Source organism: Terribacillus sp. FSL K6-0262 (assembly GCF_037977385.1).
In the GTDB taxonomy this organism is placed as follows: domain Bacteria; phylum Bacillota; class Bacilli; order Bacillales; family Amphibacillaceae; genus Terribacillus.
Genome location: NZ_CP150277.1, coordinates 3,226,322 through 3,241,585, shown reverse-complemented (window position 1 = coordinate 3,241,585; position 15,264 = coordinate 3,226,322). Strand labels below are relative to the sequence as shown.

The window sequence follows — 15,264 nt, the reverse complement described above, 5'->3', positions numbered from 1 at the left end:
ATCCTTTTGGAATATATTACTGGAAAGAAACAGGAAATAGGTCCTGAGGTCTATAGAAGTCTGTCCATTTGATCGGATGCAAGTGCAACAGCAAGCTCGATACGCGCCTTCTTGCTGTCCTGATCTTTACCTAAGAGAACACCAGCCTTATACAGATCATAAGCACTTCCCTCATAATCATAGGTAGTATAGACATTTCCTTCTTCCGATGCCGTCGTCAAGATGATTTTGATGCCATCTTGCAGGGCAAGGAGAATCTCTTCTTTCATTTTCGGTGCAACTTGCCCTCTTCCCACGCCCTCCAGCACGATACCCTGCACACCTGCTTCACGTGCTGCTTTGATGAATTTTCCGTCCGCTTGTAAATAGCACTTTATGATATCCACTTCCGGCAGCTTCCTCTTCAGCTCATAGGTATACCGTTTGACCGGTCTTTGGTAAAGATATACTTTATCGTTATCGATGATGCCCAAATAACCGAATCCAAAAGCATTGAAGCCCTGAATATTGGAGGCATGTTCTTTCTTTACATATTTTGCAGGGAAGATACGCTCATTGAAAACGACCACCGTGCCGCAATCGAGCAGCTGATCATCATAGGCTGCAAGCACGGCATGACGCAAATTGATGTAAACATCCGATCCGAGTTCATGGATGGCCCGCTGAGAACCAGTAACGATGACAGGCCGGGCATCCTGGATGGTCAAATCAAGAAAATAAGCCGTTTCTTCCAAAGAATCGGTTCCATGCGTGACTACAATACCTTTGACTTCCGGATCCTCCAGTTGCTTGTCAATGATTTCTTTTAAAGTAAGCAGATCATCGAATGTTATATGCATACTGGGTTTCTGCAAAGCATTCACGACTTTCACTTCGATGTGATTCGGCAGGTCGATCTGGCTTCGCAGCTGATCACCTGTCATTTCTCCGGAAGCGAGCTTCCCGCTTTCTTCATTCGGTACACTGGCGATCGTCCCGCCTGTAGTTACCAATACGACTTTCCCTTTCATATGCAGCTTCCTTTCTTCAGTTGCTTGAGAAAATCGCTTTGGCTATCTGTCCGCCATGGAAACGACCATTCTCGATGAATACTTCATTGTTATTATTCCCGGCTGCGATGACGCCGGCAATGAATATACCAGGCACGTTGGACTCCATCGTTTCCGGATCATAGTCAGGCTTGCCTGTCTCAGGATGGATAAAGATGCCCATGCTTTGCAGCAGCTTCAAATCCGGACGATAGCCTGTCATCGCAAACACGAAATCAGCATCCACTGTATGCGTCTTGCCTTGCACTTCATAAATGACCTGTGTTTTTGTGATCTCTTTAATATGTGCATTGAATTTATGATCGATGTATCCATTACGGACCAGCGATTCATATTCCGGCAGGATCCACGGCTTCACGCTTTTGGAATACGTGCTGCCGCGGTATAGAGCGGTGATATTGGCACCGGCTTTATGCAGTTCAAGCACGGCATCGACAGCGGAATTCTTCCCGCCGATCACTGTCACATTCTTGCCGAAATACGGATGAGCTTCCTTGAAATAATGGAATACATGAGGCTGATCTTCACCAGGAACCTGCATTAGATAGGGTTGATCGTAGTACCCCGTCGCAACGATGACATAATCTGCTTTGTACTGCTTCTCTTCTTCCCTGATTGTCTTGGCCGTTACCGTGAAATCCCCTTTGGTCCCGGATACCTGCATCACTCGCTCGAATGTATGTATTCGCAAATCACACCGCTGTGCCACTGTCCTGTAATAGGCAAGCGCTTGATTCCTGACTGGCTTCTTCATTTCGGTCACAAAGGCGATGCCGCCTATTTCCAGCCGTTCGCTTGAGCTGAAAAATGTCTGATGGGTAGGATATCGATAAATGGAATTAACGACATTGCCCTTCTCGATAAGAAGCGGTTCGATTCCGATTTTTTGCAGCTCGATTGCTGCGGAAAGACCGCATGGTCCTGCTCCTATTATTATCACTTGCTCTTTTTGCATTGTACTGCCCCTTTCCATCTCTTCCTGAATAAAAGAGAAAACTCTTATCCTTTGTGTTTCAGGATAAGAGCATGTTTACATGGATTAGATCCAGCCTCTGAATCTGGAAGCTTCCGCCATTTTCCTTACACCGACCATATAAGCGGCCAAGCGCATATCGACCCGCCTTGTCTGTGCGGTCTGATAAACATTTTGGAATCCTTTCAGCATGACTTTCTCTAATCTTTCTTCCACTTCCTGCTCTGTCCAATAGTAACCTTGATTGTTCTGCACCCATTCGAAATAGGAGACGGTAACGCCCCCTGCAGATGCAAGCACATCCGGAACTAACAGGATGCCGCGTTCGGTCAATATTTCGGTGGCTTCGAACGTGGTCGGCCCATTCGCAGCTTCAATGACGATTTGGGCTTTGATGTTATGTGCATTATCCTTGGTGATCTGGTTTTCCACCGCTGCCGGCACCAGTATATCGCAATCAAGCTCCAATAACTCCGTATTGGTGATGGTGGACTTGAACAAATTGGTCACCGTTCCAAAACTGTCACGCCGATCAAGCAAATAATCGATATCCAAGCCATCCGGATCATAGAGCGCACCATAAGCATCCGAGATACCGATCACCTTGGCCCCTGCTTCATGCATGAACTTGGCCAAATAGCTGCCCGCATTCCCGAAACCCTGGATGACGACCCGTGCTCCTTCGATGCTGATGCCTTTTTGCTTGGCAGCTTCCCTTAAGCAGATTGTAACGCCCTTGGCGGTAGCTGTTTCCCTGCCCTGCGAACCGCCGAGCACTATCGGCTTTCCGGTGATGAAACCGGGGTTGTTGAATTCATCCATCCTGCTGTACTCATCCATCATCCATGCCATGATCTGGGAATTGGTCATCACATCGGGTGCTGGTATATCTTTCGTCGGGCCTACAATCTGACTGATGGCCCGTACATATCCACGGCTTACCCCTTCAAGCTCACGGAAACTCATTTCGCGGGGATCGCAAATGATGCCGCCCTTACCGCCGCCATAAGGCAAGTCGACGATACCTGCTTTCAGACTCATCCAAATAGATAATGCCTTCACTTCATTTTCACTGACTTCCGGGTGGAAGCGCACCCCGCCCTTGGTGGGGCCAACTGCATCATTATGCTGTGCCCGGTACCCGGTGAAAATCTTCGTACTGCCATCATCCATCCGTACTGGTATACGGACTGTCATCAATCGGACAGGTTCCTTCAGTAATTCATATACTTCCTCCGGATAGCCAAGTTTCTTCAAAGCCGATTGTACGACTCTCTGTGTCGATTCTAATAAGTCCCTATGCTTGTTGTTGGTAGATTCCGCAGCTTTGTCGGCCACTGTTTTGTACCTCCTATATGATTCCCCATCTTGTATTGCGATATTACCTCTTCTAATCTCCACATCCATTCTAACAAAAAAGCAGAAATATGGATAATGAGAACCGATTTTTTGTCCGAAATTAAAAAGATACCGGCAGATGCACCGGTATCTTCATCAATCTATGCAAAATACGCACATATCTGCCGTATTGCATCCTTTTCAAAAATCTTCTTGCCGTATTCATTAAGCCGAACCGAGGTGACGATACTCGGGTTGGCGAATTCCGACATGACCGCAATCAGATTTTCCCTTGCGGACGGATGAAGCAATGTCCGGATCTCCATATAATATAGATCATTCATGAAGTAGACAGTGGCGTCTTCGATGCCAATTTGGTCCAGCTGACGCGAAACACTGATGATATCCTCAAAATCAGCAAATGAGAAAATAAGCTCCCTGCTTTCATCCAGTGTCACTTTCATTTCGATATAATCCTCTTCTTCTTCGAAGTCTTCCGTCTGTGGATACTGTGTAACAATGATTTGCATCCCTTGCGCTTGCAGAATATGCACTTGAACAAGAAGTGTACCTTCCAATTCAAAGCCCAATTCATCGCTTGCTTCATACATCATATCGTGAAAAAGCTGATGAACGCCTGGAAGATCATGCCAGAGATCTTCTTTAGTCAAGCCTCTCTCGATTAAATCGTCGAAGGTAAGAAAGATCTTGAATTGATTTAATGATACGCGCTCTAACTTCATCACTTTTCCCCCTTGGATGCCATTCTAGATATAGATAGCATATGATTCGCTTTATGTTTTGTACGCGGCACAACCCCAGATGGCTGCGTCCATTTCAAGAATACGCTCAAGTCTTCGAACAGAAAGGATTTGTACGTATAATTAGTATATTAATCTTCGTGTTAAAAATACCCTTGTTGTCCAAACTGGAAATGGTCTAGAACAAGGCCGGAATCGACAGCGGCACATCCGTATAGACCAGGATGAAAGCAATCACCGCCAATACGATGACCGTCAGGAGGATGAACCTGGCGAGACTGCCATTCCAATGCAGACGAAAGCTTGTACGCTGCCCGTCATGAACCGTACGGCGCGGCGGTAAATTAAGAATGTCTATGCGCTGGACTTCAGTTTCCGATTCCACTTGTTCAGGTTGTGATTCCTTGTCGTCAGGATACTGTGTCACAGACGCTACCAGTTCCTCAAGATTCCGGTCCTTCTCTTCTGTCTTTGCCATGAAGTGTCCATCCTTCCATTTCCGTTTTCACTGATACAGGAGATGATGCAGCTGCGCGCGCCAGCCGATAAGCTGCGGCTGTCCCTCCACGAAGCTTGCCTGCCATCCAGCAAGCGTATCGCCGCAATTGTCACAGCATCGGTCCTTTGCTTGGCGCACAGTGTGCTGGAATTCCGCAAAAAGTTCCTGGCGCCTGCAAGATTCTGTATAGACCCATTCCTTCATCCGCTGCAGCTGCTTAAGTTTGTATTTTTTCCTGTCCCCAACAAACTTCTCTATTCTGTCCAGGAAATCCTTCCAAGCTTTTGCCGCATATTGCAGATGATTTCCCTTTACTATATCATGTTTCTCCATTTGATAAAGTAAAAATCGCCATTGCGTCTCACTTATCGGAATATGCTGGATGACTGATTCATAAGCAGGCAATTCGATTCGTTGTGCTTTTACCCGCTGATAAAGAAAACGCATCAGCTGCTGGATCGAAGATGTTTCGGGCAGGTCTTGCTCGATCAGATGGATCGGGATTTGCCAATCCCCAGGACTGTAAAGCACGACACTGACGCTTTCCTTCCCGTCCCTTCCGGCTCTGCCGACCTCCTGGATGAAGGATTCCTTGTCCCTGGGCAAATGGTAATGGATGATCAGTCGTACATCCTCTTTATCCACCCCCATACCGAAGGCACTTGTACAGCAGATGATCTGCAGCTGACCGGCTAAAAACTGCTGCTGGATCAGGATCCTATCCTCATTTTCCATACCGCCATGATAGTATGCGCAAGGCATCTCCGGCATGTTTGCCCGGATGATGGCGGCAGCACTTTCCGCCATATTGCGGCTGGAAAAATAGATGATGGTCGGTGCTTGTATTTTATGAAGCAGTGCAAGCATCGTTTCATTCTTTTCCTGCTGATCCTGCACTTCCTGTACAAAGTAAGAGATATTTTCCCGATCCATCGGATAAATATGCTCATCCATATCCAAATCACCGAGCAAATGCTGGATATCCTTTTGGACTTCCGGGGTGGCTGTCCCGGTCAAAGCAAGCACCGGAGGAGTGCCAAGTTTCCGGATCACTTCTGCCAGGCGCAGATAATCCGTCCTGAATTCCTGTCCCCATTGGGAGATACAATGGGCTTCATCGACGACAAACAATTGAATCTGCAGCTGCTGCAATTGCGTGATCAAAAATTCATTTTGCAGCATCTCCGGTGAAACATACAGCAGATCATAATTGCGCAGATTTCGCATCACCCGCTGCTTATCTTCAAAATCAAGGAAACTATTGAGTGCAGCTACCCGCTTGAATCCCCTGGCCCGCAATTGCTTCACTTGATCTTCCATCAGTGACAGCAATGGGGAAACCACGATGACTTGTCCGCTGCGCATGAAAGCCGGCAGCTGGTAGCAAACGGACTTGCCTGTACCCGTTGGTAAAACACCCAAAGCATGGTGCCCCTGCATGACACTCTCCAGGATTTCCTCCTGACCAGTCCGGAAAGAATCATATCCATAATACGTCTTCAATGCCTGCTGCAGCTTTGTCCTCATGCCTGCACCTCCTGCCCTCTCTGCAGGGCCAACGCCAATCTGATTTGGAAATAGTCATATTTCCCTTCCAATAAAGCATGTATTTGTTTGAGTTTTTTCGTACCTGCCTGAGCCGCACATTCCAGGATGATCCGGGCATCGGCCTCGGGGAGGAATCTGCTGGAAAGCTCTTCCCCATCCAGCCAGGTCATCTCCACAATATGATCCTTGATCGTATTTTCCGTCAAGCCCCTGACTGCCGCAATCTGTTCCAGCGACAAGCCTCGTTCGAGCATCGTCCGTGTCTTCTGGGCGGTGGATGTGATGGTACGAGTCTTATGCTCCGGTTTTTCCACTAGTGCAGCAAGATGCGGAAAATCCGCCTCTTCCGCCTCGGCATGCTGGAGAAGATGATGAACTGTCGATGTTTGATACAATGGCACGTCCACTTCATGGACATTGTATTTTTCTGCCAGCTGTTCGGTCGTCAAACCGATATGCCGATATCCAGTCAAACGATCGACAAATAAATCTGCCTGCAGTGAAGGCAAGTTTTCAAGCAATTCATAGAGCTCCTTATATATACCATTACGCCAGTCCTCCCATCGGTGCTGCTCCTGACGATACCATTGTTTTATCCAATGCTGGATAGCCGGGTCATCGGTTACTGGGATATAATACTTCTCCCTCCTTACATGATTGGAAAGCAGCTGAATGAGCAGCAGCAAGCGATATAGGAATGGCTCTGTTTGCGTTTGAAAGGCCATGCCTTTAAAATACGGGATTTCATTATTTTCAAAGCGCTCCGCTTCATTCATTGCATTGGCTGCCACCTGGTCGAACAGCGGTCTGGACAGCTTCGGGTAAATACCGAACAAATGGGTGAGACCGTACATATGGGCATCCTGCAGCGTCTGGGCAGAGCGCTTGCCTTGCAGCAGATGGTAAATGGACGCCGCACTCCGTTCCTGGCGGATGGTCCGGCCGGCATGAATGATGATGGATGCCAGTAGCATGGCAATCAAACCTTTCTGTATGCTTGTATTCCGTTTCGGTAAGCGATACACTTAGTATAAAGCAAGAAGCAGCTTTGTTGAAAGCGGAAGGGGGAAAAGCGCAGATGGCAATGTATACATATGTCGATCAGGATACTTGCATTGCCTGCGGTACATGCGGAGCTGTCGCGCCTGATGTATACGATTATGATGATGAAGGTCTCGCATTCGTCCTGCTTGACCGCAACACTGGTACCTTTGCTGTACCGGAGGAATTGCAGGAGGATGTAACAGAGGCCTATGAAGGCTGTCCAACCGAGTCGATCAAATTAAGTGATTTTGTCATCGGAAAAGAAGCATTATCCCATATATGAAGAACCACTTCCTTATCAAATGGAAGTGGTTCTTTTCATGAAGCCGATATCCACCTGCCGAATACCCTGCGAAGGACCGGATACAGGATGAAAAAGAAAATCCCATTTCCGATTGCATGCATTGTGTCAAAGCTTAATCCGGCTATGTAATAGGCCCAGAAATGTTCCATGATGAATATATTCGGCAAGGAAACCAAAAATCCATACGCATACCCTGTCAGAATGCTGGCAATGGTCATCGGTATCAGCGGCGGAGTACGCCAAAGCTTTCCCGCCATGCCGAATGACAGACCGATCATTCCCCAAGCAAGCATTTGCCACACCGTCCATATTCCCATTCCAAGTATCATATTGGATAAAAGGGTAGATAAGACAGCGATAGTTACACCGGCAATCGGCCCGAGCAATAGCGAACAAATGATGATGACACTGGTCATCGGCTGCATATTCGGCAGGAAAGGGAACAGCACATTTGCATATATCCTCCCTGCTGCTGCCAGGGCTGTTAGCATTGCCAACAGTGTCAGTTTACGAGTGGAGAACATCAAGCAGCTTGCAGATTGAAGGCCACGTCGTCACCGTCCGATAATTCCAGGTCCGCTGCCCCGACCTGTGCCATTTCACCGTTGACTGTATACAGCCAGTATTTATTCTCATCTTCATCCTGACTATGACCATCAATGGAAGTGATCATACCGGCATCCTCTTCCACATCGAAGTTCTCCTTCATCACATCCATCAAGCTGTCTCCTTCCTCAAAGCTGACTTCCTTAGAGGAAATCTCCTTGCCATCCTCGGTCAATGTAACCGTGACCTGCTGTTCGGTCTGCTGCTCCGCCTGCTGATCCTGCTGCTTGGACTCTTCCGCCGTCCCGCAGCCTGCCAGTATACCTGCTGCCAGCAGCAAAGCGGATAGCATATGCCATGTTTTCTTCATAAAAAAATCCTCCCTTTTTGTAAAGGAAAGAGCATCAGAAGCTGCCGCTTCACCCGCTCAGTCCTCGAAGCGGTGAAACAGAAGCATACAGGGCAGGTCTGCTGACTGATACCTTCATCTACTAAGAGCCCTTCCCATCATAAAAGACAGTGGTTTTGCTCTGTCCGGCGGTAATTACAGCTGCGAGGACAGTCACGGAGTCACACCGTATTCCCTATCAAGTCTTTCGACACCTTGCATGCTTTGAATCCAGCTTATTTTATCATATTATGTCAGGTTTGTATCCTGCGGGAGACGGATAGTGAATGTTGTCCCCTCATGAAGCTTACTCGTTACTTTGATTGTCCCATTGTGGGCCTGGACGATGTTCTTTGCGATAGCCAGTCCTAAGCCATTTCCTGTTTTTGCAGTTTTTCTGGTCCTTGATTTATCAGCCTTGTAAAACCGTTCAAAAACAAAAGGCAGGTCTTCTTCCGGTATGCCGCTGCCGGAATCTTTGACGATCATCACGAGCTCTTCTTTTTCGTCCGAAACGAGTACCTGGACTGCTCCGGCATTTTCCGTATGGGTAATCGCGTTATCTATCAAATTCGTCAGCACCTGTTCGATTGCATCGGGTGCAAAATGGTAGGTGCTCCTCTCAACCGTATTGACGAGTCCGAGCTTGATTTCCCGTTCATCGGCCAATCCTTGGAACTTGCGCACAATTCGTTCCAGGAATGGATTGATCTCCACATCCTCCATTACCAGATTCGTATCTCCTGCTTCCATGCGGGCAAGGTCGAGCAGCTGATTGACAAGCCTCCCTATCCGCAAAGATTCGTCATGGATGATCTGTGCCAATTCATTTTTTGCTTCCACTGTATCAGCGATATCATCAATGATCGCCTCACTATAACCTTGCAGCAAGGAGATGGGCGTCCGCAATTCATGGGTTATATTGGTGATGAAATCCTCACGCAGTTTATTCAGCCTGCGTTCTTGCGTCATATCCCGCACGACTGCTACCGCCCCGCGAATGGTCGCATCATCATACAGCGGCGTCGCGATGATCACCCATTCCCTGCCTTGGATCGTCACTTCGCGTGTTACTTCAGAGGCAGTCGCGACGACACTTTCCATGATTTCCAGCCAGACGCCAGGCACTTCATGGAAGGTTTCCCCATTCTCGAATTGCCAATCATGAATGAATGCTTCGGCAGGCGGATTCGTCACCGTAAGCTCGCCCTGCCGGTTGATCATGACGACACCATCCACCATGGCATTGACGACACGGGAAAGATGTTCTTTTTCCTGACTGAGTGCATTTATATTGAATTCCAGCTGTTTTCCCATCTTGTTGAAGGCCATAGCCAGCATCCCGATTTCATCATGTGTGACAACAGGCACTTCCGTCCCGAATTGGCCCCGGGCGACATTCAATGCCGCATCCTGCATCTTGATCAGCGGTTTGGTGATCCTGGATGACAGGAAGAATGCAAACACAGTCGTCAGGATAAAGGCAATGCCTGCCCCCAGCAGGATGATTTGCGTCGTTTGGTTGCCGGTCTCCTTCACGACAGCGAGTGATTGATAGACATAAACCGCACCCGAACCGTCCTGGAGCGGCGTCCCGACCGCAATCACACTTCTGTCGGAGTCAGGAAGGATAAGCTGCTTGGAAACATCTTTCCCATTCACAGCAGCCTTTTTCAATTCCGGATCTGCCAGCAGCCAATCTTTGTCCACGCCCGGCAAAGGCTCCGACTGCTCATCGGTCCCCGATAGCCAAAGTTCGTCATCTTGGAGGATGGCAATGCGCGAATTCGGATCCTGCACCCGCTCCGCCGTATCATATACCGTATCCTTATCGTCTATTTCTTCCATCAAGATAGAAACCTTCGTCGCTGTTTGCATCAGACTTTCTTCGGCCTCTTCAATATGAAAATTACCGAAGAATTCCAGTAAAAGAAAAGTCAGCAGGCCAAGGACGACTGACACAAGCAGCAAGATGGTCAGCCATAGCTTGTTGACAACACTGCCCCAAAGCATCAGCTTTTATCAGCTTCGAATTTGTAACCGACACCCCATACTGTCACAATCATGGAAGCTGCCTCTTCTGAAACCTTGCTTAGTTTTTCACGGAGTCTTTTCACATGTGTATCGACCGTCCGCAAATCACCGAAAAATTCATATTTCCAGACCTGCTTCAACAGCTCTTCCCGTCCGTAAACCTTATCCGGCGTGGACGCAAGGAAGTGGAGCAGTTCGTATTCCTTCGGTGTCAAAGTCACTTCCTGGTTATCGGCTGTCACCCGGTGGGCATCCTTATCGATGGTAAGATGGGGGAATACAAGCAAGTCTTTCGCTTTTGCATCTGTATGCAGGTATTTTGTCGTCGAAGATCTTCTCAAAAGAGCTTTGACACGAAGAACGACTTCCCGGGGACTGAACGGCTTCACAATATAATCATCTGCACCGACTTCGAATCCTTCCACACGGTCAGCTTCTTCCCCTTTGGCTGTAAGCATGATGATCGGGGTACCTTTTTCCTTGCGTATTTCCTGGCAAACCTCGATTCCGTCCTTGCCTGGCATCATGACATCCAGCAGGATGGCATCATAATCTGTCTCGAGTGCCATTTGCAGTCCTTGCTCCCCATCAGCAGCCTCATCAAGCGTGTAGCCTTCCTTTTCCAAGTACATGCGTACGAGTCTGCGGATCCTTTCTTCATCGTCTACTACAAGAATATGTGCGTCTGTTTCCATGATCCTTCCCCTTTTCTCTTTTTTATGTTAAGCATACGCGTGCAAACCTACGATAAGCAAGTTTACTGCCAGCAAATTGAACATGATCACACAAAAGCCGATTACGGCAAGCCAGGCGGAACGGATGCCCCGCCAGCCTCTCAGCATACGGATATGCAGATAAGCGGCATAGAAAAGCCAAGTGACCAGTGCCCACACTTCCTTGGGATCCCAGCCCCAGAAACGGTCCCATGCCTGCTGGGCCCAAATCATCGCGAAGATGAGGGCACCGAGCGTGAAGATAGGGAACCCGACTGCGACAGATCGATAGCCGATATCATCCAAGGCATCCTTCGGCAATTTCCGTACCAGCGGCTGCAACGCTGCTCCAATCCTCTTCCTAGTAAAGATGCGGATGATTAGGTAAAGGAGGCAGCCTGCGATCAAGGATAAGATGATGGTATTCAGCTTTTGAGCCGCATTTTCGCCGCGGAGCCAATCCGGTACGATGATCTGGATCCCAAATGGCGAGGATACAGTGCCGTCTGGAACAAAAATAGGCGGAAGCTGATAGATGATGCTTGCTTCCGTTCCTATCACATTAGCGGTGTAATCGAACATCCGGAACAAAAATGCAAGCAGCACATAGCCTGCCACGGATAGGATGAGAACGAGAAAGCCTTCGATCACCCTTGCCCTTTTATGCTGTTTCTCCTGATCCGTTTCATGCAGGATATATAAAAACCCTGCAAAAAAGCTGACGGAGAGCACCGCTTCGCCAAGTGCAGCTGTCGTCACATGGATATACAGCCAGTGACTTTGCAGGGAGGGTACAAGCGGTGCCACTTCACGCGGAAACATAGCAGCACAGCCAATGAGCAGGATGCTGATCATCAAAGCCATCACGGCCAGCAATGGATAGCGATAGGAACGATACATGATCAACGTCACCAGGATGAGCATCATACCGAAGAAGGTCATGAATTCAAATAGATTGCTTACAGGTGCATGTCCGCTGTACACCCATCGAAGGATGAAAAAGCCAAGCTGTGCAAGCCATCCCGCAGCGGTGATCATCCAAGCGAAGCGTGCAGGCCAGCGCTGCTGTTTCCTGACCGCAGACCATGTAAACAGGATCACACCTAACAAATAACTGATAAAAGCAGCTTCGAGCAGATGCCCGCTTATGATAGACAGATTTTCCATCAGCTGCTCCCCCCTTTTTCATAGCTATCCCAAATAAGATCCAATTCTCTTTCGAAGGAGGATGCATGTTTATTCGTATGTCCGGCAATCAAATACGAGCCATCGGTCTGTCTTTTGATCCAAATTCGACGATGCTGCCAATATAGCCCTTGAATGAGACCGATCATGAAGATGACACCCCCGAGCAAAAATACCGGCAATGTCCAATCTCGTTTCACCGATAACCCGCTTACATGATGGGTATCATAATCGACTGCGCGAACGCTGTAATTGTCCGTCCCTGTCGCCGGCACAGCATCATCAAGTGTCACGAACAGTCTTTCCTTATGTCCATCCCCATCCGAGATATCGAAAACAAAAGCTGGATTACGCGGGTATTTTGTTTTCGTGATCACTTTATCCTCTTCCAGCCGGTAATCAGGATAATAATCGATCAATTCTGCATGCAGCCCGTTATCGAGTTCATAACTTGGTTGGGGATTCTCAGTATCGACGCGGAAATCCGCTGTACTGCCGTCCTGATTCTCGGCACGGAAGGTCAGGCTGCTGAACTCGTTCAGCTGATAACCTGATTGATAGATCGTAAACCCTGCTGCGTGTACTGGATGATTCACGGAAACCTGCATTTGTTTCAGCGGTTTCAAATCCGGTACATCACCTGCGATATGTTCCTCTGCCCCATAGACCGTGATATCTGTCATGAAGCTTTTTGGTATCGCCCTGCCTTCTTGTTCGATCGCAGCTTCGAATTTGGGATCGTCCGCATCGTATGTATCCACACTGAATCGCTCATTCTTGATGAACAGCGACTGGTCCGTGTCGGGTACGACCGCCGTTTCTCCTTCTCTTATCCAAACGAATTCATCCTGGTAGAAGAAAGGGAAAAGCCGCAAGAAAGCACCCAGCAGAACGAGCAGCAGTCCAATATGGTTTACATAAGGTCCCCATCTTGCGAACCTATTCTTCTCTGCCAAATAGCTTTCCCCGTCCTGCCGGACATGATAGCGCTTCGCCCTGATTTCCTTCATCAATCGACCCGGATCAAGTATGACATCATCTTTGACATACATCTGACGCTTCAAAAAATGATCCTTGCGCTGCACAGGCTGCATTTTCAATGCACGATACAGAGGGAAGAATCGATCGATGCTGGCAATCAAGATGCTGGCGCCAAGCAATCCGAGCAAAGTCATATACCACCATGAGCTGTACAGCTGATCGAGACCTAAGTAATGATACAGTCTGCCGAATGCACCGTATTCAGCTGCATAAAATTCCCCCGGCATCCTTCCGATTGGTATGTAAGCCCGCTGCGGCAGGATGGTCCCGATGGCAGTCGCCAGTATTGTCAGGATCAATAGATACATCCCATTCCGTACAGAGGAGAAAAAGCGCCATACTTTATCGATCAAGGTCCGATCACGCATCTGCGACCGGCGCACAGCCCCTTCGTAGCGCATATCCATTTTTTTGGCCGAGCGTCGGCCGCAGCTTGGACATCGGCCATCCTCCAGCTTGTTTACATCCTTGCAATAAGCACATTCCTGCATATACATCGCCTCTTTTCTCAAGGCACTATCTCATCCAAATAATCTTCCAGGCGATCAGTCTGCAATGGACCATAGATTGTCCTGCTGACGGTTCCGTCGGCACGAACGAAGAATGTAGCCGGCAGTGCATCTACTCCATATGCTTCCATCACCTGTCCATTATCCTGCATGATCGGAAAAGAGAGCTTGTATTTTTCCCGGAAGCGATCGATCACGAGCGTACTTTCATCCTCGCTGATGGCAGCAAAGATGACGTTTTGGTTTTCATATGTATTGGATGCCTCTTCAAACAAAGGCATTTCCTGCTTGCATGGTTCACAATAGGTTGCCCAAAAATTGACAAGGACACCCTTGCCTTGCATATCGGACAGCCTGAACTCTTCACCTGTCCGGATATCCGTGAGCATGAAATCCGGAGCTCCCTCCCCGGGTTCCACTTTTTTGGACCTTCCCTCATGAAGCAGCTGCCATCCTGCTGTCAAAACCATGCCAGCCAGGACGGCAAGGACAGTCACGCGTACGTAAAAACGCCGTTTGCGAGTGGATGTCAAATATACTCACCTCTTAGCCAAGTATAGCATGTCGGCCACTTGCCAAGTTTGACAAATTATTTACGTTTTTCTTTGTATTCCTGTTTGAAACGGTGCACTTCCTCCGGCGTGAGCTTCCGATAGGAGCCCGGCTGCAATCCTTCAAGCGTCAGGAATCCGTACCTTTCCCGCTTGAGCTTCTGGACAGGGAATTGGATTCTTTCCATCATCTTTCTTACCTGGCGGTTGCGCCCTTCATGCAGGATGATCTGGATAAGACTTGTATTTTTCTTCCTGTCGGCACTCATCAGCTTCGTGTAGACTGCTTTGCATTTGTGCCCATCGATCATGACACCCCGTTTCAATTGCTTCAAATCTTCCTGACTCGGTATGCCTTTGACTTTTGCCACGTATACTTTATCGATTTTCTGGCTGGGGTGCATCAGCATATTGGCGAACTCCCCATCGTTCGTCAAAAGCAGCAAACCAGAAGTATCATAATCAAGCCGGCCGATCGGATAGACCCTCTCCGTCACTTCCGGCATTAAATCCAGCACGACTTTCCTATCCTTCTCATCCTGCACGCTGGAAATGACGCCGCGAGGCTTGTACAGCATATAATAGACCAACTTCTCCCTTTCAAGCGGTATACCATTCACTTCCACCGTATCCTTATCGGTTACTTTTACGCCGAGTTCCTTCACGACCTTGCCATTGACCTTGACTTTGCCTTCCAGGATCATCGTCTCGGCTTTCCTTCTTGACGTAATGCCGCTATGGGCGATGACTTTCTGCAGGCGTTCTGCTTGTTTATCCATGT

At 48.3% G+C, this 15,264-nt stretch carries 16 protein-coding genes and 1 riboswitch; of the genes, 1 reads left to right on the top strand and 15 read right to left on the bottom strand.

The window, feature by feature from the left end:
* Positions 1-50: 50 nt before the first annotated feature.
* The 7 genes from MHI54_RS16655 to MHI54_RS16625 all read right to left on the bottom strand — a co-directional run bounded on the left by MHI54_RS16655 (position 51) and on the right by MHI54_RS16625 (position 7,142).
* A complete protein-coding gene (locus MHI54_RS16655) occupies positions 51-1,010 on the bottom strand; it encodes an asparaginase (protein ID WP_340082052.1) in 960 nt (319 codons plus the stop codon).
* A 16-nt stretch (positions 1,011-1,026) separates the two neighbouring features.
* On the bottom strand, positions 1,027-2,004 hold the full coding sequence (locus MHI54_RS16650; RefSeq protein ID WP_095215278.1) for a YpdA family putative bacillithiol disulfide reductase: 978 nt from the start codon (positions 2,002-2,004) through the stop codon (positions 1,027-1,029).
* A gap of 84 nt (positions 2,005-2,088) precedes the next feature.
* Positions 2,089-3,360 (bottom strand): Glu/Leu/Phe/Val dehydrogenase, encoded by a 1,272-nt coding sequence (locus MHI54_RS16645; protein ID WP_233134882.1) that lies wholly within the window; start codon positions 3,358-3,360, stop codon positions 2,089-2,091.
* 161 nt (positions 3,361-3,521) lie between these two features.
* The gene (locus MHI54_RS16640) at positions 3,522-4,103 is read right to left on the bottom strand and encodes a genetic competence negative regulator (RefSeq protein WP_095215280.1); all 582 of its coding nucleotides are present in this window, start codon (positions 4,101-4,103) and stop codon (positions 3,522-3,524) included.
* Between the two features lie 196 nt (positions 4,104-4,299).
* Positions 4,300-4,599: a hypothetical protein gene (locus MHI54_RS16635; RefSeq protein WP_095215281.1), complete on the bottom strand. Its 300-nt coding sequence runs from the start codon at positions 4,597-4,599 to the stop codon at positions 4,300-4,302.
* 27 nt (positions 4,600-4,626) lie between these two features.
* Complete coding sequence (locus MHI54_RS16630; protein ID WP_095215282.1) at positions 4,627-6,147, bottom strand: ATP-dependent DNA helicase RecQ; 1,521 nt, start codon at positions 6,145-6,147, stop codon at positions 4,627-4,629.
* The gene (locus MHI54_RS16625; RefSeq protein WP_340082051.1) at positions 6,144-7,142 is read right to left on the bottom strand and encodes a helix-turn-helix domain-containing protein; all 999 of its coding nucleotides are present in this window, start codon (positions 7,140-7,142) and stop codon (positions 6,144-6,146) included. Before MHI54_RS16625 ends, MHI54_RS16630 begins: the two co-directional genes overlap by 4 nt.
* 104 nt (positions 7,143-7,246) lie before the next feature.
* Here MHI54_RS16625 and MHI54_RS16620 point away from each other — a divergent pair, with 104 nt between their 5' ends.
* On the top strand, positions 7,247-7,495 hold the full coding sequence (locus tag MHI54_RS16620; protein ID WP_340082050.1) for a ferredoxin: 249 nt from the start codon (positions 7,247-7,249) through the stop codon (positions 7,493-7,495).
* 35 nt (positions 7,496-7,530) lie between these two features.
* Here the strand turns inward: MHI54_RS16620 and MHI54_RS16615 are convergent, their stop codons facing one another.
* The 8 genes from MHI54_RS16615 to MHI54_RS16580 form a co-directional block, all read right to left on the bottom strand.
* On the bottom strand, positions 7,531-8,040 hold the full coding sequence (locus tag MHI54_RS16615; protein WP_095215284.1) for an ECF transporter S component: 510 nt from the start codon (positions 8,038-8,040) through the stop codon (positions 7,531-7,533).
* Complete coding sequence (locus tag MHI54_RS16610) at positions 8,040-8,432, bottom strand: DUF4430 domain-containing protein (protein WP_095215285.1); 393 nt, start codon at positions 8,430-8,432, stop codon at positions 8,040-8,042. The genes MHI54_RS16615 and MHI54_RS16610 overlap by 1 nt, the downstream gene beginning before the upstream one ends.
* Before the next feature lie 73 nt (positions 8,433-8,505).
* A riboswitch (cobalamin riboswitch) is annotated at positions 8,506-8,684 on the bottom strand.
* 15 nt (positions 8,685-8,699) lie between these two features.
* On the bottom strand, positions 8,700-10,463 hold the full coding sequence (locus MHI54_RS16605; RefSeq protein WP_198946027.1) for an ATP-binding protein: 1,764 nt from the start codon (positions 10,461-10,463) through the stop codon (positions 8,700-8,702).
* Complete coding sequence (locus MHI54_RS16600; protein WP_095215287.1) at positions 10,463-11,179, bottom strand: response regulator transcription factor; 717 nt, start codon at positions 11,177-11,179, stop codon at positions 10,463-10,465. Before MHI54_RS16600 ends, MHI54_RS16605 begins: the two co-directional genes overlap by 1 nt.
* A 27-nt stretch (positions 11,180-11,206) precedes the next feature.
* Positions 11,207-12,364 (bottom strand): c-type cytochrome biogenesis protein CcsB, encoded by a 1,158-nt coding sequence (ccsB, locus tag MHI54_RS16595; RefSeq protein ID WP_095215288.1) that lies wholly within the window; start codon positions 12,362-12,364, stop codon positions 11,207-11,209.
* Positions 12,364-13,914, bottom strand: coding sequence for a cytochrome c biogenesis protein ResB (locus MHI54_RS16590; RefSeq protein ID WP_158221502.1), 1,551 nt, complete (start codon positions 13,912-13,914; stop codon positions 12,364-12,366). The genes ccsB and MHI54_RS16590 overlap by 1 nt, the downstream gene beginning before the upstream one ends.
* Positions 13,915-13,931: 17 nt before the next feature.
* Positions 13,932-14,465 carry a redoxin domain-containing protein gene (locus tag MHI54_RS16585; protein WP_095215290.1) on the bottom strand — a complete coding sequence of 178 codons (534 nt, stop codon included), beginning with the start codon at positions 14,463-14,465 and terminating at the stop codon, positions 13,932-13,934.
* A 56-nt stretch (positions 14,466-14,521) separates the two neighbouring features.
* Positions 14,522-15,262: a pseudouridine synthase gene (locus MHI54_RS16580; protein WP_095215291.1), complete on the bottom strand. Its 741-nt coding sequence runs from the start codon at positions 15,260-15,262 to the stop codon at positions 14,522-14,524.
* Positions 15,263-15,264 lie beyond the last annotated feature (2 nt).